This is a genomic window from Kaistia adipata DSM 17808 (genome assembly GCF_000423225.1).
GTDB lineage: Bacteria > Pseudomonadota > Alphaproteobacteria > Rhizobiales > Kaistiaceae > Kaistia > Kaistia adipata.
The window spans coordinates 412,259-431,982 of sequence record NZ_KE383991.1; the positions used below are offsets into that span (position 1 = coordinate 412,259).

Below are 19,724 nucleotides of genomic sequence, written 5' to 3' on the forward strand. Positions count from 1 at the left end.
CACGGATAAGTCAGGCTTGACCGCGCTTCGGGGCGGGCTCCAGATAGCGATGTCCAGCGCGGTCCGGCGAGCGCGCCGTGCCCATGAACAGGGAAGAGACCTTCTGTGTTTCCGAGGCGCCAGCCCTGATGCTCAAGATAGTCATCGTCGACGACAGCTCGACCAATCAGCGCATCTATTCAAAGCTGGCTAGGCAGCTCGAGTCCGAGCTCGACATCCGCGCCTTCGGAAATCCGCGCAAGGCCCTGGAATGGATGGCGGAGAACACCGCCGACCTGATCATCACCGACTACAAGATGCCGGCCATGACGGGCGCCGAGCTGACCGCCGCCGTCCGCGCGGACAGCCGCAACTGGGACGTCCCGATCATCGTCGTCACGGCCTATAGCGACCAGGAGTTCCGCGTCACGGCGCTCGAGGCGGGCGCGACGGACTTCCTGCTGAGCCCGGTCGACCATGTCGAGTTCCTGGCCCGGGCAAAGAACCTGCTAAAGCTGCGGGCGCAGCAGCTGCTGATTTCCGAGCGCGCCGACCAGCTCGAGATCAGCCTGCACGTCAAGGAGAAGCTGCTGCGCGAGAGCCGTGAGGCGCTGGCGCAGGTGATCGACACCGTGCCCGCCATGATCAACGCGACCGACCGCGACGGGCGCTGCGTCTTCGTCAATGCCCACCAGGCCGCCTTCTTCGGCAAGGTGCCGGCCGATCTGGTCGGTCAGCCGATCGAGGCGCTTCTCGGCGAGGACCGCGCCCATATCAGCCGCCGGCTCGACCAGCTGATCCTCAAGACCGGCCGCGCCATGCCGCCGCGCCAGGAAGACGTCTGGGCGCCGGATGGCGAGCACCGCATCTATCTGACCAGCAAGGCGCCGCTCTACGACGGCATGGGCGAGATCGTCAGCGTGCTGTCGACCTCGATCGACATCACCGAGCAGCGCCATGCCGAACGGCGCCTGCTGCACATCGTCAACCACGACCCGCTCACCGGCCTGCCCAACCGCGCGATGCTGCGCGATCGCCTGCGTCGCGAACTGGCCCGCGGCCGTCGCGGCGACCAGAATTTCGCCCTGCACTTCATCGACCTCGACCGCTTCAAGGCGGTGAACGACGCCCATGGCCATCATCGCGGCGATGCGCTGCTGCAGCGCGTCGCCGAGGCGCTGCAGACGCTGGTCGGCAGCACCCATACGGTGGCGCGTCTCGGCGGCGACGAGTTCGCCATCCTGCAGCCGGACATCGACGGACCCGAGGATGCCGGCCGGCTGGCGCAGTCGATCCTCGACCTGCTCAACAGCACCGAGGACAGCCCGCTCGCCCTCAATATCGGCGCGAGCATCGGCGTTACGCTGGCGCCCCTCGACGGCACGGATCCGGACGAACTGCTGAAGAATTCGGACCAGGCCATGTATCTGGCCAAGTCGCTCGGCGGCGGCACCTGGCGCTTCTTCGCCGCCGACATGCGGCCACGCGCCAGCCAGACCGCCCATCTCGAGACCGAGTTGCGCGGGGCGCTGTCGCGGCAGGAATTCGTGCTGTTCTACCAGCCGCAGATCGACCTTCGCAGCCGGAAGATCGTCGGCGCCGAGGCGCTGCTGCGCTGGCAGCATCCGCAGCGCGGCCTGCTCTCCCCCGGCGCCTTCCTGAGCCTGGCGGAAGAGACCGGCCTGATCCTGCCGATCAACGAATGGGTCCTGAACGAGGCCTGCCGCCAGGGCGCGGCGTGGGAGGCGATCGGCCATGGCGATCTGCGCATCGCCGTCAACATGTCGCCGATCCAGTTCCGTCGCCAGGGCGTGGAAGGCCTAGTCAAGGACGCCCTGCGGGCGAGCGGCATGCGGCCGACCTCGCTGGAACTCGAACTCACCGAAGGCATCCTGCTCGGCCATGACGAGCAGATCGTCAAGCAGATGCATGTCCTGCGATCGCTCGGCGTCACCCTGTCGGTCGATGATTTCGGCACCGGCTATTCCTCGCTGAGCTACCTGCGCAGCTTCCCGCTGCACCGGCTGAAGATCGATCGTTCCTTCGTGCAGGATCTCGGCAGCGATCCCAGCGCGCTCGCGATCGTGCGCACGATCATCGACCTTGGCCACATCCTGAACCTCCAGGTCCTCGCCGAAGGCGTCGAGACGGAGCCGCAACTCTCGCTCCTGCGACTGGAAGGATGCGACGAGGTGCAGGGCTACCATTTCAGCGCGCCGCTCCCGCCCGATGCCTTCGTCGCCTGGGTGGCGCAGCACGGCCGGGCGAGCTCCGGCCCCGCCTCCGGGGCGACGGAGACCGAGCATGCGCGCGCCGAATAGGTTTCTTCAGGCGCTGGCCGCCCCCCTCCGCCGAGTGATGACGCGCCTGCGGGAGCGGCCCGACAGCGAACACGAGATGAGCTTCAACCGGCTCGTCTTCGCCATCATCATCGTCATCGTCCTGCTGGTGAACCGCAGCGGCGGAGACATGGGCTATGCCCTCGACGTCATGGCGCTCTACATTCCGCTCGCCCTGGCCGTGCTCGCCCATATCCTCATCTATCCGGGCATCTCGCGCGGGCGCCGCTTCTTCGCCCTGGTGATGGATTGCGGCTTCCTCTCGTGGCAGCTGCATCTCGGCGGCGAGGTCGCGGCGCTGTTCTTTCCGATCTATCTCTGGGTGATCTTCGGCAATGGCTTCCGCTTCGGCCTGACCTCGCTCGCCATCGCCATTCCCGTCGCCACGCTCTGTTTCGCCATCGTGGTGCTGACGACGCCATTCTGGTTCCAGCTCTGGCACCTCTCCATCGGCCTGTTGAGCGGGCTCGTCATCCTGCCCGCCTATGCCGGCACGCTGATCCGCAAGCTGTCGCAGGCGACGCAGACCGCCGAGGAGGCGAGCCAGGCGAAGAGCCTCTTCCTCGCCAGCGTCAGCCACGAATTGCGGACACCGCTCACCGCCATCGTCGGCATGACGGGCTTGCTGCGCGCCAGTCCGCTGGTCGCCGAACAGCGCGACATGGTCGAGACCGTCGAGGTCGCCTCCCGTTCGCTGCAATCGCTGATCAACAGCCTGCTCGACCTCTCCCGCATCGAGGCGGGGCGGATGCCGGTGTCGAACAGCGAGATCGACCTGATCGCGCTGCTCGTCGATGCACGCCGTCTCGTCGAGAGCCAGGTGCGCGAATGCGGCCTGACCTTCGACATCCATGTGACGCCGCGCACGCCGCTGCGGCTCTATGGCAGCCGCCAGCACCTGCACGAGATCCTGGTCAACCTGGTCGGCAACGCCGTGAAGTTCACCCGCGAAGGCGGCATCACCATCGCGGTGGACGGCCAGCAGGCGGAAGACGGCAAGCTTCGGCTGACGATGGAGATCACCGATACCGGCATCGGCATCGCCCCGCAGGACCAGCAACGGATCTTCGAGGACTTCACCCAGGCCAATGCCAGCATCATGAACCGCTTCGGCGGCACCGGCCTCGGCCTCGCCATCGCCCGGCGACTGGTCGAGCTGCTCGGCGGCTCGATCTCGGTCGAAAGCGCCCTCGGAGAAGGCAGCACGTTCCGCTTCGACATCCTGGCCTCGACCTTGCCGGACGAGGGCCTATACGCCGAGGAGCCCTGGCGCGAGCGCGGCGTCGTCCTCGTCTGCCGGGATGCCACACCGCTGGAGGCGTTGATCGGCAGCCTCGCCTCGCTCGGGGTGAAACCGATCCTGGCCGATCCGCTTCTCGGGCCGGCACGCATGTTCCCGCCCGAGGCGGCCAATGCCGTGCGCCTGCTGTTCGAGCCGAATGGCCGCAATCTGCCGCTGCCGTTCGCGGTGGCAAATGGCATGCCGACCAAGGGCGTCCTGATCCAGCCGGACGCGTTGCCGACGCTTCCCAGCCTCGCCACGCGGCAGCGCTGCACCAGCCTGATCTCGGAACGCCCGACGGCGGCGGAGCTGCGGCGCGTTCTGACGATCGCCTGCCGGCTGAACACGCCGACGCCGACGCTCGCGCAACGGCGCGCCGCGGCGCCACGCCCGATCCGGCCGAGCCGGCCCCGTCGCGTGATGCTGGCCGACGACAACCGCATCAACCAGCGCGTCTTCTCGCGCATCCTCGAGGCAGCGGGGCACTCCGTCCTGCTGGCGGAGACGGGCGACCAGGCGCTCGACCTGCTGGAAGAGAAGGCCGATCAGATCGACATCGTGCTGATGGACTTCAACATGCCCGATACGGACGGGCTGGAGGCCACCAAGCTCTATCGCGTGATGGCCACGGGCAGCCGCAGGCTGCCGATCGTCGGCCTCACGGCCGATGCGACCGCGCTCCACGACAGCCGGTGGCGCGATGCCGGCATGGACGACTGCCTGATCAAGCCGGTCGAGCCGGCCGAACTGCTCGCCGCCATCGATCGGATCACCGGCGATGCAGCCGATCCATCGGCCCGGCCCGAAACGCACCTGACCCTCGTGCGCTCCAACCTTCTGCCCACCCTGGACGAAAAGGCGGTCGAGCGGCTGCGGCGGCTCGGCAATGCGGAGTTCGTGAACGACCTGATCGAAGACTATCTGGCGGACGCCGAGGTCATGCTGGACCGTCTGTCCAAGAGCGCGGCGCGGGGCGATATCGAGGCGTTCCGCAGCGACGACCACGCGCTGCAGAGCAGTTCGGCGAACATGGGCGCTCTCGCCCTCGGCGGCATCTGCAGGTCCTGGCGGGACCTGCGCGGCGACGAACTCAAGGCGAGCGCCGCGGAATTCACCAGGCAGGCCAGGGCCGAACTGCGGCGGACCCAGAAAGCCATGCGCCTCTGTTCGGGGCGCGAGGCCGGGCTGGGCTGAATCTCCGGCGGCTGGCGATGCGCCCCCCCGGGACGCATCGCCAATCGACCTCACTCGGCGGCCACGAGAACGGAAACATCCGATTGCAGGCTGGCGAGACGCCGGTTCTGGGCCGAGCAGAGACGATCCATCTTGCGAAGGTCGGCTTCCGTCAGGTTCAGCGCCGCCTCGGCCCAGATGTCGACGACATCGATCAGTTCCTCGAGCGTCACCGGGTTGACCCGCCGCCGGGCCCGATAGAGCGCATGATGCGCGTTATGCTTGCGATTGTGGCGCGCGATATAGTCAAGCACGGCCGCGTGTCCCTGCCCATCCTCGGCCAGAACATCCACCACCCCCATCTCGTAAAGTTCCTCGGCCGTATGGATGCGGCCCGAGAGGATGAGCGCCTCGGCCTTGTCGCGGGACATGCGCCGGGACAGGAAGCTGTAGGCGCCCATGCCGGGGAACATGTTGAACAGGATTTCCGGCAGGCCCATCTTGGCGCTGCGCTCGGCCACGATCAGGTCGAAGGAGAGCGCGTGCTCGAAGCCGCCGCCGAGCGCATCGCCCTGCACCAGCGCCATGGTCACGACCGGCGCGTCGAAGGCCACGGCATTGCGGTGGATGGCCTCGACGGCGACATGGCCGTAGTGGCGCATCGCATCGAGGTCCCGGCTACGGATCCGCTGCGCGAAATGGCCGAGATCGCCGCCCAGATTGTAGATGCCCGGCACGGCCGAGGCCATGACGAACCAGGAGAACGGCGCGTCGGCGGGGCTCGCCAGGTTCGAGAAGGACTGGGTGATGGCCGCCTGCATCCGGCTGATGTCGTGCATCAGCTCATGCGTGTAGGACGGCTTGTCGACCGGATCCATGTAGCACCAGCAGGTCGAATTGGCCGTGTCGATATCGAGATGCAGGTTGTCATAGCCGATGTCGCGGATCGCCCTGGCGGCATCGGACATGGCGGCATTGCCCGCGCCGGCCGTCATCGCATGAAGAGCAATCGGTGCATTGATCATTGGGAGGGAAGTCATTCCTTGTCTCCATTTTTAGGTTAACCAGCAAGAACGCCACGCGCGGGAGTGCCGCGAGGACACTGTCCAATACATTAGGTCCATGACACGGGACGAAAATGAGAAAGTAGCGCCCCGTCGGCCCGATCAAGGCCGCATATGCGTTCAAGGTGAATCGCGCGGTACGCAGAACAAAGTTCATCAAGGGCTACGAGCAACCGCGGCCGCGAGGACGCGGCCGAATACTCGATTGCCTGCCGGCGTGCTTGGCCGGCTCGCCGGAGGCGCTCTGCCGCAAGGATCGGACGGTCAGACACCTGTGGCAGCGGTTCGATCAACGGCCGATTCCGCTGCAGATCCACGCCAAACGCCCGATCGCCGGGCGGCTCGAGAACGCCGCGGCACCACCATGGCCCGTGGCTTGAAACCCTGGCGAGACTGGCCTGTCCCACCATCAACTGCCGGCGCAGGCGGCCTGCGCCGGCGGCTAGGCCCGCCCTATGCCGAGAGGACCACGACCTTCGTGTCCACCGGCGTCCGCGCGTAGAGGTGGATCATGTCCTGGCTGAGCAGGCCGACGCAGCCGCTGGTGACGCCCTTGCCGATCGAGTTGGGATGGCTGGAGGCGTAGATCGTGTAGAGCGTGTATTTGCCATCCTGGTAGAGATAGAGCGTGCGGGCGCCGAGCGGATTGTCGAGGCCGCCCGGCATGCCGCCGGCATATTTGGCCGCCTCGGGCTGGCGCGCGATCATCTCCCTGGGCGGCGTCCAGGTCGCCCATTCGGCCTTGCGGCCGACATAGGCGTCGCCACTCCAGCGGAACCCGTCACGGCCGACATTGGCGCCATAGCGCGTCGCCATGCCGTCGCCCTCGACGCGATACACGTAGTATTTTCCAGGATCGACGATGATCGTGCCGGGCGCTTCCTTGGTCGCGTAGCGAACCGTCCGGCGGTAATACTTCGGATCGACCTTGCTGACATCGGCGGCGGGAATCGGAAATTTTTCGTCGGGCACCGGTCCGTAGACCTTCTTCGCCTCGGCGAGGCTCATGCCGCCGGATGTCGCGCAACCGGCGAGCCCCAGCGCGGCGACGCCGGCGCCGGCACCCAACAGGAACGACCGGCGGCTGGGCCGCTCCGGTCCACACCCGAGCAGGGCGAGCTCTTGCATCCGGCGATTGTCGGCATTCCGATCGTCCATGGTCATGATGTCGGACTTCCCATCTCTTCGTACCCCGGCAGGGATGATACCCGGGAATGCTCCGCCGCGCGCGCCTTGCCGAACTAAATTTCTCGGCTGCGGTTCAACCGACAAGCCTGGCTTGGGCACCCGGACGGCAGCCCGATCCGCCCTTCCCAGCTTCCGGCTTGGACCGGCGGCAGGCTCGCCCCGATCGCGTCTCTCCCCCGAGCCGCCCGTGATCGCAGGCGGGCCTTCGCCGCGACAGCATCGGTCGCTGCGGCGACGGAGACCGGATGCGGCACTCGCAGCCCCTTCGGCAAGGCGACGAGGCTGGCGCACGCCGTTCGCCGCCCGGAGCAAAGGCAGCCTCCCCGCGAGGAAACCATCGCCTTGCCTGTTCGCCGCCCAGCCGCTACAGCACGCGGAAAGACGGAGTGGTGCCAATGAAGCCCTCGACGCTGATGGAAGTTGCCCAGCGCGCCGGCGTGTCGACCGCGACGGTCGCACGCGTGCTGAAGGCGAAGGGCTATGTCTCCGACGTGGCGCGCAGCCGCGTCGAGGCGGCGCTGAAGGCGACCGGCTACAGGCCCAATGCCGTCGCCCGCGGCCTGCGCCAGCAGCGCAGCTTCACCATCGGCCACATGCTGACGGCCATCACCGCCAATCCGTTCTTCGTCAACGTCGCGCACTGGGCCGAGGAGGCCGCGCTCGCCGAGGGCTACAAGACCTTCCTCTTCAACCATGACGGCAATCCGGAACGCGAGCGGCTCGGCGCGGAACGCTTCATCGAACGCCGCGTCGACGCGGTGCTGTTCACCAACGCCGTCGACAGCCGCAACGTGCAGCTGTTGCGAGAGGCCTCGATCCCGGTCATCCAGCTCGAGCGCGCCGCGACGATCGAGGCGCCCTCGATCCGCGTCGACAACCAGACCGGCGCGCTCGAGGCGATCGCTCATCTCGCCGAACTCGGCCACCGGCGCATCGCCTTCATCGGCGGCGACCCGAACCTCATCCGGCGCGGCGACAGCCATTTCACCAGCGTCGAGGAAGAGCGCCTGGCCGGATACCGGATCGGACTGCGGCAAGCCGGCCTTCCTGTCGACGAGGCGCTCATCCGGCTCGGGCTCTACTACAGCATCGCCGACGGCGGCTCGGGCATCGAGGGCTACAAACACATGAAGGCGCTGCTCGCCCTCCCCGAGCGCCCGACCGCAATCTTCGCCACCTGCGACATCCTCGCGGCCGGCGCGCTGCAGGCGATCTACGAGGAAGGCCTCCGGGTGCCGCACGACCTGTCGATCATCGGCTTCGACGACACGCTCGCCGCCAACCTCGCGCCGCAGCTGACCACGGTGGCGCAGCCGATGGAAGATCTCGGCCGCCTCGGATTCCGCACCGCACTCGCCGCGATCGAGGGCGAAAGCGTCCCGAATGACTTGGTTCTACCCGCGCGCCTGGTCCTGCGGCGCTCGACCGGTCCCGCACCGCACCCAAACTCGCGCCGCTGAGCCGATTGACCTCGCCTTGTGCGGGTGCTAACGATTTTAAATGTGTCATCGATGACACATGATGAAAACAGCCGTTTTCGACGAACGACAGGCCTGCGCAAGACAGGCTTCAGAACGAATTCCAGGAAACGCCGGCCACCGTCGCACGACGGCAGAGCCACTCATCGGAGGGCATACCCCATGCGCATCAAGACTCTTCTGGCCGCGACCACGATCGCGGCGGGCCTTCTGTCCGGACCCGCCCTCGCGGAGACGACCGTCAATTTCTGGCAGTTCTCGACCCGCGATGCCGACATCGCCGCCTGGAACGAGGCGATCGCCGCCTTCGAGAAGGCCAATCCGGACATCAAGGTCAACATGGAGATCGTGCCCTGGTCGGAACAGCAGCAGCGCCTCGTCAGCGCGCTCTCGGCCGGCGGCCTGCCCGACGTCTCCATGCTCGGCAACAACGTCGTCGCGCAGTTCCAGTCGGCCGGCGCCCTCGCCCCGCTCGACGACTATTTCGCCGCCTATGACAAGGAACACGGCACCAATGTCGCCGAGGACATCTGGCCGGGCGACAAGGGCTACTACAACCTCGCCGGCAAGTGGTGGGCCTCGCCGATCAGCGTCGAGACGCGGGCGCTCTACTACCGCAAGGACCTGTTCAAGGACGCCGGCCTCGCCCCCGCGAAGCCGCCGCAGACCTGGGCCGATTTCGCCACCGACGCGGTCAAGCTGACCAAGGACGGCACCTATGGGGCGGCGCTGTCGATGAGCCTCGACTACTTCACCGTCCAGAACTTCATGAGCGCCTATCTCGGCTATGGCGCACGCATGATCGGCGAAGACGGCAAATGCGGCTTCGAGACGCCCGAGTTCAAGGAAGCGCTCGACACCTATGTCAGCGTCTACAAGAACAAGGCGACCCATCCCGACGCGCCGAGCATGAGCGGCGACACCTTCCGCAAGGGCTTCCGGGATGGCAAGTTCGCGATGATCCTGTCGGATGCCGGCCTCTACAAGGACCTGCAGAACGACAAGTCCGCCTTCCTCGACGAAGTCGGCATCGCCATGGTGCCGGCCGGCCCGAAGAACCGTTCCGGTTTCCTCGGCGGCTGGCCGCTGGTGCTCTGGGATGCCTCGGAGAACAAGGAGGCGACGGCGAAATGGATCATGTTCGCCACCCATGGCGACGCGCTGAAGACGCTTGCCACCAATGGCGGCTTCATCCCCGGCAGCGTCTCGCTCGCCAAGGGCGCGCCCTGGACGGAGTTCCCCTACCCGCTCTTTGTCGAGCAGCTGCAGGATGCCCGCCCGTACCAGTATCCGAACGAGGCGATCCCGCAGATGGGCCAGCTCGAGGTCGACACGATCCAGAAGGCCGTGCAGGCCGTGGCGCTCGGTCAGCAAACGACCGATCAGGCGACCGCGCAGCTCTGCACCAGCATCAACGAAGTGCTGGCTCGCTAAGGCGCGCCAGGTCATCCTCATGGCCACGACACGCCAGGATTCCGTCCGGGCAACCATCGGGGCGGCCGCGCGCCGCCCCGATCGGGCCCGCCTCTATGATCGCCTGCTGCCCTACGGCATGATGGCGCCTGCGGTGTTCGTCGCCTTCGCGATCGCCATCGTCCCGCTCTGCTACGCGTTCTGGCTGTCGCTGCAGGACTGGTACATGCTGCGCCAGCCCGTACCGAAATGGGGCGGGCTGGTGAACTACCGCCAGCTCCTCGTCGACACCCAGCTCTGGATGGCCTTCGGCCGCACCTGGATCTGGACGATCGGCACCGTCTTCGTCGAGCTGCTCCTCGCCCTTCCGATCGCGCTGCTGCTCAACCGCGAGACGGCGATCGCGCGGACCGCCTCGGCGGTGATCCTGCTGCCCTGGGTCACGCCCTTCATCGTGCTCGGCTTCGGCTGGCGCTTCCTGCTCGATTCCGACGTCGGCCCGATCCACGCCTTCCTGCACGCGATCGGCATCGCCGGCGACAGCTCCGTGCTGAACGATCCGGTGCTCGCCTTCGCCACCATCATCTTCATCTCGGGCTGGAAGGGCACGCCGTTCCTGGTGATCGCCCTGCTGGCGGCGCTGAAATCGATACCCGACGAGCTCTATGAGGCCGCCGAGGTCGACGGCGCCAATGCCTGGGCGCGCTTCCGGCACGTCACGGTACCGGCGATCCAGAACACGGTCGTCACCGTCGGCCTCGTGCTCGGCATCCTCGCCTTCTACTCGTTCGACCTGCCCTGGATCATGACCAAGGGCGGCCCGCAGGACGCGACGACCATCGTCGGTATCGCCATGTACAAGGCCGTCTTCCTCGATCTCAGGCCCGCCTACGCCGCAGCGATCAGCATCGTCATGCTGCTCCTGCTGTTCATCGCCTCGCTGCTCGCCCTGAGGGCGCGGAGGACCACCTGATGCGCCGGACCTCCCCGCTTCGCGAAGCGACCCTCGACGCGGTCACGCTCGTCGTCCTGTTCCTGCTGCTCGTGCCGATCCTCTGGGTGTTCGTCGCCTCGGTCCGGCCCGAGACCGACATCACCGGGGGCGGCCTCTGGCCCGAGCGCTTCACCTTCGACCACTATGCGGCGATCCTCGCCAAACGGCCATTCCTGATCGCGCTGAAGAACAGCCTGATCGTCGGCATCGTCGTGGCTGTCGTCACCACGGCGCTGGCGCTTCCCGCCGCCTATGCGCTGAGCCGCTTCCAGTTCCGGGGCCGCAACGGGTTCGGCCTGCTGATCCTCGGCACGCAGATGCTGCCGAGCCTCGCCGTGCTGGTGCCGCTTGTCGTGATCGTGCGCCAGCTCGGCCTCACCAACACGCTGACGGCGCTGATCTTCACCCATCTCGCGCTCGGCATGCCGATCGCGGTGTGGATGCTCAAGGGCTACATCGACGCGATCCCCAAGGAGCTCGAGGAGGCGGCCATGATCGACGGCTGCGGCCGGATCGGCGCGCTGACGCGGGTGGTGATCCCGCTGATCCGTCCGGCGATCATCGCGGTCGGCACCTTCGCCTTCGTGCTTTCCTGGGGCGAATATCTGATGGCGCTGGCGCTGATCTCGAAGGCCGACGTGCGCACGCTGCCGCTCGCGCTGCAGGGCCTGTTCGATCCCTATTCCTTCTCCTGGGGCCAGGTCATGGCCGGCGGCACCGTCATTGCCCTGCCGGCGATCCTCCTCTTCCTCATCTTCCGCAAGCAACTGGTCGGCGGCCTCCTGGCCGGCGGCGTGAAAGGATAATGCCATGAGCGCCATGACGCGTTCGCTCTACTTCAACGGCCCGCGCAGCCTGACGATCGAGGAGGAACCGCTGCGCACGCCGGGCCCCGACGAGGTCGTGATCGAGGCGCTCGTTTCCGGCATCAGCGCCGGCACCGAACTCAACGTGTTCCGTGGCCTCGCGCCGCAGTGGCGCCAGCACATGGACCCGGTGACGCGCCTGTTCCTCGACGGCGGCGCCGACTGGAGCTGGCCGGCCCGCTACGGCTACGCCATGGTCGGCCGGATCGTCGAGACGGGCTCCTCCGTAACGCGCGTCAAGCTGGGCGACCTCGTCTACGCCTATGCGCCGCACGGCCGCCACGCCGCCCTCAACGAGAAGGCCATCATCCCGCTCGGCAACCTCGAGGATGCCGAACTCGGCGTTTTCTTCTCCAATCTCAACACCGCTTATAATGGCGTGCTCGACGCCAACCTGCCGCTCGGCGCCGACGTCGTCGTTTCGGGCCTCGGCGTGATCGGCCAGATCGTCGTTCGTCTCCTGAGGCGGAACGGCGCGCGCACCGTGATCGGCATCGACGGCATCGACCTGCGGCGCGACCTGGCGCTGGCCGGCGGCGCCGACCATGTGCTGCGCCCGGGCGAGGACAAGGTCGCCGAGCGCGTACGCGAAATGACCGACGGACGCGGCGCCGACGCCGTCATCGAGGTCTCGGGCGCCGCCCCGGCGCTCAACGAGGCGATCCGCACCGTCGGCTTCAACGGCCTCGTCGTCGCGATGTCCTGGTATGGCGGCACGTTCGAGAGCCTGAGCCTCTCCGGCGAGTTCCATCACAACCGCCCGCGCATCGTCTCGTCGCAGGTGGGCTCGGTCAATCCGTTCCTCGGGCCGCTCTGGTCGGTGCCGCGCCGCGCCCAGATCGCGCGCGAATACCTCTCGACCTATGCGCGCGACCTGAAGGGCTTCATCACGCATCGCGTTCCGCTCCAGGACGCGGCGCGCGGCTACCAGCTGCTCGACCAGGGTTCGCCCGAGGTCATGCAGGTTCTGATCGACTATCGTTCCTGAACGCCGGCCCCGAGCCAGAAAGCGGATCCGTTCCATGAAGTACTCTGCCTGTCTCGAATGGCTTTTCGCCGCCGAAGCGCCCGTTTTCGCCGATCGCATCCGCCTGGCCCGGAAGGCCGGGCTCGACGGCATCGAATTCTGGCTCTGGAGCAACAAGGACATCGACGCGGTGAAGGCCGCGCTCGACGAGACCGGCCTCGCGATCACCGGCTTCGTCGCCGAGCCGATGGTGCCGCTGACCGACCCGGCGCGGCATGACGAGTTCCTCGAAGGTCTCCGGAAATCGATTGACGTCGCCCGGCGCCTCGGCGCGCCGACGCTGATCGCCCAGGCCGGGGCCGACCTGCCCGGTCGCAGCCGGGCCGAACAGCGCGCGGCGCTGACCGACTGCCTCGGCCGCGCCGCCGACATCCTTGCCGGCTCCGGCGTGAGGCTCGCGGTCGAGCCGCTCAACACGCGGGTCGATCATGTCGGCTACTTCCTGCCCTCGACCGTCGAGGGGCTTGATATCATCGACGATGTCGGCCGCCCCGAGATCAAGATCCTCTACGATATCTACCACTCCGCCGTGATGTCGGAGGATATCGCGACGGTGCTCGACGGGCGTCTCGACCGCGTCGCTCATGTCCATCTCGCCGACACCCCTGGGCGGCACGAGCCCGGATCCGGCACGCTCGACTGGAAGGCCCGCCTCGGCTGGCTCGCGCGGAACGGCTATCAAGGCATGGTCGGCCTCGAGTACAAGCCGACCAAGGACACCGCCGCCAGCCTCGCGGCGGTGCAGGCATGGACCGGAACGAACGGCGGCCGTTGAGCCGCGGACGATCGAAGACTGCCCCCGTCCCGGCCTCCGCGCGGACGGGGGCGCGACGCGCGGATCGCACCGCGCGCTTTCCCCGATGCCGTCCACAACGTTGATTTTCATTGGTAGTCAATCAAATAAGGCTACGAGGTCCAAAACCATTCAGTTGCCAGCCCTTTCGGAATTGCCCACCTTTTCCATAGGAAAATTTCCGGATTGACAGTTGATGGCGTTCCCCTCAACCTCATACGGCCATCAATGATATTCCAGGAACCGGTGCAGGGGAAATTGCCGGGTTGATCGGTCGTGTCGTAGATGGGCACCAGACACTGCGTCTTGTCAAAATCCGGAGGTTGGTTATGTCCAGTTGGTCCCGTCGTCTCGTGGCGCTTTGCGGCGCGTCGGCTTTCGCGCTCATGAGCCAGGCCGCGCTCGCCAAAGACGTCAGCGTCGCCGCGATTTCCGGCTACTTCGCCCAGGGCTTCGGCGTCGCGATCGTCGAGGGCCTGAAGAAGGCCGAGAAGGATCTCGGCGTGAAGGTGAAGCTGGTCGATACCGGCAACCGCGCGCTCGACTATGAGGAGCAGTTCAACAATCTCGCCAAGGGCGGCGAGTACGACCTCGTCTTCGTCATGGGCTGGGAGCTGGTCGACGCGCTGCAGAAGGCGGCCGAGGCCTATCCGAACACCAAGTTCGTGTTCATCGACGGCGTCCTCGACTCCAAGAAGATCATCTACGCCAATTTCGCCCAGAACCAGGGCTCGTTCCTGGCCGGCGCGCTCGCCGCGCTGATGGCCGAGAAGGGGAGCGAGGTCGAGGGCCTCGGCGACGGCAAGGCGATCGGCTTCGTCGGCGGCCGCGACATCCCGGTCATCCGCGACTTCCTCGTCGGCTATGAGCAGGGCGCCAAGACCGCGGCTCCCGACGTGCGCCTCGACGCCGTCTTCGCCGGCACCTTCGACGATCCGGCCAAGGGCAGCGAGCTGACCATGGCGCTGTACGGCCAGGGTTCGGACATCGTCTACAACGTCGCCGGCCCGACGGGCGAAGGCGTGCTCCAGGCCAGCGCCGCCGCCGGCAAGTACTCGATCGGCGTCGACGTCAACCAGTGCGACGTCGCGCCGGGCCACGTGATGGCGTCGATGCTGAAGAACGCCAACGTCGCCGTCTACGACCTCGTCAAGGACGTGGTCGACGGCAAGACCCTCGAGCCGGGCAGCATCCACACCGCCGACGTCAAGTCGGGTGGCGTCGAGCTGCTGCTCTGCCCCGGCGTCGCCGACAAGATCCCGGCCGACGTCAAGGAGAAGCTCGAGGCCCTCAAGGCCGATATCGCTTCGGGCAAGATCACCGTCGCGACCACCACCCAGTAAGTCTGGCCGTCGACCCCGCCCATCCTCGCGATGGGCGGGGCGACCGTCCTCTCGAGTGCAATATCTTCCGGCGGCGGCGCGTCGCGACGTGCTGGCCTCTTGTGCTGCCGGCGCATTGCGTGCTGGCTGCGACGTGCCGAACTGCCGGCCGATGGCCAGGCGCGGCGCGCACCAGGGACATCTTCTCATGTCATTCGCCATCGAGCTGAAATCGATCACGAAACGGTTCGGCTCCTTCGTCGCCAACGAGGACGTCAATCTCGCCGTCGAACGCGGCAAGATTCACGCCATCATCGGCGAGAACGGAGCCGGCAAGACCACCTTGATGAACGTCCTGTTCGGGCTGCTGCAGCCCGACGAGGGCGAGATCTGGATCGATGGCGAGAAGAAGGTTCTGCCCAATCCCGCCGCGGCGATCGCCGCCGGCATAGGCATGGTGCACCAGCACTTCAAGCTGGTGCCGTCGCTCACCGTCGCCGAGAACGTCTTTCTCGGCATGGAGATCCGCAAGGGCGGCCTGATCGACCATGCCGCGCAGATCCGCAAGACCGCGGAGCTCTCCAAGCAGTTCGGCCTACAGGTCGATCCGACCGAGCGCGTCGGGCTGTTGTCGGTCGGCATCGAACAGCGCATCGAGATCCTGAAGGTCCTGGCGCGCGGCGCGCGCACCATCATCCTCGACGAGCCGACCGCCGTGCTGACGCCGCAGGAGAGCCGCGAGCTGTTCCAGACGCTGCGCGGCTTCGTCGCCCAGGGCATGACGGTCATCTTCATCTCGCATCACCTGGAAGAGGTGATGGAGGTCTCCGACACCGTCTCGGTGCTGCGCCACGGCAAGAACGTTGCTTCGCGGCCGACGGCCGAACTGAGCAAGTCCGACCTCGTCCAGCTGATGGTCGGCCGCCTCGTCTCGTTCGATCGCCTGCCACGCGGGCCGATCGCCGGCAAGACGGTACTCGAGGTCGAGGACCTCTGGTGCCGCGACGAGCGCCAGCTGCAGGCGCTGAAGGGCGTCTCCTTCCAGGTGCGGGCCGGCGAGATCGTCGGCATCGCCGGCGTCGCCGGCAACGGCCAGACCGAGCTCGCCGAGGTGCTTTCGGGGCTGCGCCCCTCGAGCCATGGCAGGATCAAGCTCGCCGGGCGAGACATCACCGGGCGCTCGGCGCGCGAGATCCGCGCGGCGGGCGTCGGCCATGTTCCCGGCGACCGCCTGGTGCGCGGCGTGGACCGCAACGCCTCCATCGCGCTCAACCTGCTGATGGGCAGGCAGGACCAGAGCCCCTGGTCGCGCCACGGCATCATCGACCGCACCTATCTGCAGCAGCAGACCAAGGCGCTGATCGAGCGCTTCGACATTCGCGCCCGCAGCCCGGAATCGACCGCCAAGAGCCTTTCCGGCGGCAACATCCAGAAGGTCGTGCTGGCGCGCGAGTTCACCGGCGGTGCCGACTGCCTGCTGATCGACCAACCGACGCGCGGCGTCGACATCGGCGCGCAGGAATCGATCCATGCCGAGATCATGCGGCAGCGCGCGGCTGGCAAGGCGATCCTTGTGATCTCCGTCCAGCTCGACGAGCTGATCGCGCTCGCCGACCGCATCCTGGTGATGTTCGGCGGCACCATCATGGGCGAGATCGCCGGCGACCGGGTCGACGAGGAGGAGATCGGCATGCTGATGGCCGGCGTCGTCCCCGACCCCCATTCCCAAACCGTGGATACCGTCTGATGTCGGACCGCTTCGACAGCCTGTTCGGCCAGACCCTGGCCATCCTGTTCGCGCTGGGGCTGGGCGCGCTCGTCATCCTGACGGTCGATGAAAGCCCCGCGCGGGTGTTCGTCACGCTGCTGAACGGCGCGTTCGGCAGCCCCGAGCGCATCGCCGGCACGCTGCTGCAGACGACGCCGATCCTGATCTGCGGCATCGCCGCCTGCATCTCGTTCCGCGGCGGCCTGTTCAACATCGGCATCGAGGGCCAGCTCTTCATGGGCGGCTTCGCGGCCACGCTGGTCGGCTTCTCGTTCAACCTGCCGCCGGTTCTGCATCTGGCGCTCGCCATGGCCGCCGCCATCGTCGCCGGCATGGCCTGGATCGCGATCCCCGCCTTCTTCCGGGCCCGCTACAAGACCAACGAGGTGGTCTCCACAATCCTCGCCAACTATGTGGCGATCCTGTTGACCTCCTATCTCACCATCAACTGGTTCAAGCGCCCCGGCGGGCAGTCCGAGACGCCGCCGATCCTCGAGAGCGCCTACCTGCCGGAGCTGTTCTCCTTCTCGCGGCTGAACTGGGGGCTTATCATCGGCCTGGTGCTGGCGCTCGCCGTGCACTTCTTCTTCACCCGCACCGCGCGGGGCTATGCCGTCAGCGAGATGGGCGCCAATCCGAAATTCGCCGAATATGGCGGCATCAACATCGGCAAGCTGACCTTCCTGGTCCTCATCGCCTCCGGCGCCGTCGGAGGCCTGGCCGGCGGCGTCGAGGCGCTCGGCGTGCACCATCGCTTCATGGAGGGTTTCGCGCCGGGCTTCGGCTTCGACGGCGTCATCGCCGCGCTGCTCGCCAACGGTCACCCGATCGGCACGATCTTCACCGCGCTGTTCTTCGGCGCGCTCCGGAGCGGCTCGCTGCTGCTGGAGGTCGACACCACGGCGTCGCGAGAGATCATCACGGTCATCCAGGCGCTCATCATCCTGGCCGTCTCGGCCCAGATCACCATCCGCCGCAAGGCATCGGATTCGACCGCGGGAGAGCGTCGATGGAAGTTCTAGAGCGTCTCCTCAACGTCACGCTGGTCATCGCGACGATCCGCACGACGGCGCCGATCCTGCTCGTCGCGCTCGGCGGCTCCTTCACCACCAAGGCCGGCATCTTCAACATCGGCCTCGAGGGGCAGATGCTGGTCGGCGCCTTCTTCGCCGTCATCGGCACGATCGCCTCGGGCTCGCCCTGGATCGGCGTGCTCTGCGGCGTCGCCGCGGCGCTGACGCTGGCGCTGATCTTCGCTCTGCTGGTGGTGACCTTCAAGGCGAACGAGGTCGTGGTCGGCCTGGCGCTGAACATCCTCGCCGGCGGCATGACCGTGTCGCTGATGAAGGCGATCTTCGGCACGCGCGGCTCGATCTTCGGCCACGGCCTCGTCGGCCTGCCGCCGCTCAAGCTGCCGAACGTCAAGGATCTCGGTTGGTTCGGCCAGATGATCTCCGGCTACACGCCGCTGGTCTATCTCGCCTTCATCCTCGTGCCGGTGCTGATTCTGTTCTACAACCGCGCCCGGCTCGGCCTCTATATCCGCGTCGTCGGCGAGAAGCCGGAAGCAGCCGAGGCTCTCGGCATCTCGATCACACGCATCCGCTACACCGCCTCGCTGCTCTGCGGCCTCTTGGCCGGTCTCGCCGGCGCGCATCTGTCGCTCGGCTACACGACGATGTTCACCGAGAACATGTCGTCGGGACGCGGCTTCATGGCGGTGGCGATCCTGATCTTCTCGAATGGCGATCCGCTGAAGATCCTGCTCGGCTGCCTGCTGTTCGGCTTCTCCGATGCGCTCTCGCTGCGCCTGCAGACGCTCGGCATCTCGTCCTATCTCGTGCTCGCCGTGCCCTATCTGGTCGCGCTGATCGCGCTCTTCGCGCTCTCCTACCGGTCACGCCCCCGCGTGATCCAGGAGACGCTGGCGAGCATGGGCCGCGCCCTTTCCGTCAAGTCCAACACCATCAAACCACGTACCGCCACGGACGCTTCCAAGCCGTGACGAGGGGATAAAATGGAACGCATCATTCTCGACGTCGACTCCGCGGGCGACGACATTCTCGCGGTGCTGTTCGCGGCGATCTCGCCGTCGATGAAGCTTGAAGGCGTCACCACCTGCACCGGTGCCGCCGGCCCGATCGACCAGGTCACCAACGTCGTGCTCAACACGCTGGCGCTCGCCGGCAAGGGCGACGTGCCGGTGGCCAAGGGCGCCTGGCGTCCGATCGTCGGCAATTCCAAGGAAGACATGCAGGCGCCGGTGCATTTCGAGAAGCGCCTCGTCGCGCGCTTCGGCGACCGGCTGAAGAAGTTCAACCCGCCGGCGCCGACGCCGACGCTGAAGGTGATCGACAAGCACGCGGTCGACTTCATCATCGACACGGCGATGGCCAATCCGGGCGAGATCACGCTCGTCGTCACCGGCCCGATGACCAACGCCGCCATGGCCTTCCTGCAGGAGCCGGCGCTCGCCAAGGCGCTGAAGCGGATGGTGCTGCTCGGCGGCAATTTCGTCACGCCCGGCAACATCACGCCGCTGTCGGAATACAACATCTGGGCCGACCCGGAAGCCGCCCGCGTCGTGCTCAACCAGGGCGTCGACACGATCCTGGTGCCGCTCGACGTCTGCGAGGACAACCGCGCCGCCGCCTCGATGCTGACCCGCGATGACCTCGCCGACCTGAAGGACGCCGGCGATCATCCGGTCCTCCAGATGATCCAGGACTCGTTCCCGATCTACATCGACATCTGGCGCGAGTTCTTCGATCTCGTCGGTTTCCCGATGGACGACATCATCACCGTCGCGCTCGCCTTCGACCCGACGCTCTGCACCATGACCGAGCCGCTGTTCTGTGACATCGTGCTCGACGGACGCGTCGCGCGTGGCCAGACGGTCGCCTATCGCGGCCGCCAGCTGCTGCCCGGCGGTGGCCCGAAGACGACGCGGATCTGCACCGACATCGACGGCCGCCGCTTCATGAAGCTCTTCAAGGAAACGATCGTCCGCTACCAGACGGCAGCGGCGTAAGGGCAGA

15 protein-coding genes are annotated in these 19,724 nt (G+C 66.9%); 13 read left to right on the forward strand and 2 right to left on the reverse strand.

The window, feature by feature from the left end; translation table 11 throughout:
• The first annotated feature begins 128 nt into the window (after positions 1-128).
• Both G539_RS0114840 and G539_RS26305 read left to right on the forward strand, forming a co-directional pair.
• Positions 129-2,300 carry an EAL domain-containing protein gene (locus G539_RS0114840; protein WP_029075893.1) on the forward strand — a complete coding sequence of 724 codons (2,172 nt, stop codon included), beginning with the start codon at positions 129-131 and terminating at the stop codon, positions 2,298-2,300.
• Positions 2,284-4,794, forward strand: a complete 2,511-nt coding sequence (locus G539_RS26305; RefSeq protein WP_169516654.1) for a sensor histidine kinase — start codon at positions 2,284-2,286, stop codon at positions 4,792-4,794. The genes G539_RS0114840 and G539_RS26305 overlap by 17 nt, the downstream gene beginning before the upstream one ends.
• 50 nt (positions 4,795-4,844) lie before the next feature.
• Here the strand turns inward: G539_RS26305 and G539_RS0114850 are convergent, their stop codons facing one another.
• Positions 4,845-5,813: a crotonase/enoyl-CoA hydratase family protein gene (locus G539_RS0114850; protein WP_245576890.1), complete on the reverse strand. Its 969-nt coding sequence runs from the start codon at positions 5,811-5,813 to the stop codon at positions 4,845-4,847.
• Between the two features lie 477 nt (positions 5,814-6,290).
• A complete protein-coding gene (locus tag G539_RS0114855; protein ID WP_029075895.1) occupies positions 6,291-7,001 on the reverse strand; it encodes a L,D-transpeptidase in 711 nt (236 codons plus the stop codon).
• 419 nt (positions 7,002-7,420) lie between these two features.
• Here G539_RS0114855 and G539_RS0114860 point away from each other — a divergent pair, with 419 nt between their 5' ends.
• The 11 genes from G539_RS0114860 (at position 7,421) to G539_RS0114910 (ending at position 19,717) form a co-directional block, all read left to right on the forward strand.
• Positions 7,421-8,485, forward strand: coding sequence for a LacI family DNA-binding transcriptional regulator (locus G539_RS0114860; RefSeq protein ID WP_051231435.1), 1,065 nt, complete (start codon positions 7,421-7,423; stop codon positions 8,483-8,485).
• A gap of 180 nt (positions 8,486-8,665) precedes the next feature.
• Positions 8,666-9,937, forward strand: a complete 1,272-nt coding sequence (locus G539_RS0114865; protein WP_029075897.1) for an ABC transporter substrate-binding protein — start codon at positions 8,666-8,668, stop codon at positions 9,935-9,937.
• A gap of 19 nt (positions 9,938-9,956) precedes the next feature.
• The gene (locus G539_RS0114870) at positions 9,957-10,889 is read left to right on the forward strand and encodes a carbohydrate ABC transporter permease (protein ID WP_029075898.1); all 933 of its coding nucleotides are present in this window, start codon (positions 9,957-9,959) and stop codon (positions 10,887-10,889) included.
• A complete protein-coding gene (locus G539_RS0114875) occupies positions 10,889-11,716 on the forward strand; it encodes a carbohydrate ABC transporter permease (protein WP_029075899.1) in 828 nt (275 codons plus the stop codon). Before G539_RS0114870 ends, G539_RS0114875 begins: the two co-directional genes overlap by 1 nt.
• A 4-nt stretch (positions 11,717-11,720) precedes the next feature.
• Positions 11,721-12,764 carry a zinc-dependent alcohol dehydrogenase gene (locus tag G539_RS0114880; protein WP_029075900.1) on the forward strand — a complete coding sequence of 348 codons (1,044 nt, stop codon included), beginning with the start codon at positions 11,721-11,723 and terminating at the stop codon, positions 12,762-12,764.
• A gap of 34 nt (positions 12,765-12,798) precedes the next feature.
• Complete coding sequence (locus G539_RS0114885) at positions 12,799-13,578, forward strand: hydroxypyruvate isomerase family protein (RefSeq protein ID WP_029075901.1); 780 nt, start codon at positions 12,799-12,801, stop codon at positions 13,576-13,578.
• 347 nt (positions 13,579-13,925) lie between these two features.
• A complete protein-coding gene (locus G539_RS0114890) occupies positions 13,926-14,939 on the forward strand; it encodes a BMP family lipoprotein (RefSeq protein WP_029075902.1) in 1,014 nt (337 codons plus the stop codon).
• Positions 14,940-15,126: 187 nt separating this feature from the next.
• The gene (locus G539_RS0114895; RefSeq protein ID WP_035831430.1) at positions 15,127-16,665 is read left to right on the forward strand and encodes an ABC transporter ATP-binding protein; all 1,539 of its coding nucleotides are present in this window, start codon (positions 15,127-15,129) and stop codon (positions 16,663-16,665) included.
• Complete coding sequence (locus G539_RS0114900; protein WP_156911988.1) at positions 16,665-17,708, forward strand: ABC transporter permease; 1,044 nt, start codon at positions 16,665-16,667, stop codon at positions 17,706-17,708. Before G539_RS0114895 ends, G539_RS0114900 begins: the two co-directional genes overlap by 1 nt.
• The gene (locus tag G539_RS0114905) at positions 17,696-18,691 is read left to right on the forward strand and encodes an ABC transporter permease (protein ID WP_029075904.1); all 996 of its coding nucleotides are present in this window, start codon (positions 17,696-17,698) and stop codon (positions 18,689-18,691) included. The genes G539_RS0114900 and G539_RS0114905 overlap by 13 nt, the downstream gene beginning before the upstream one ends.
• A gap of 12 nt (positions 18,692-18,703) precedes the next feature.
• Positions 18,704-19,717, forward strand: coding sequence for a nucleoside hydrolase (locus G539_RS0114910; protein WP_029075905.1), 1,014 nt, complete (start codon positions 18,704-18,706; stop codon positions 19,715-19,717).
• Positions 19,718-19,724: the final 7 nt, after the last annotated feature.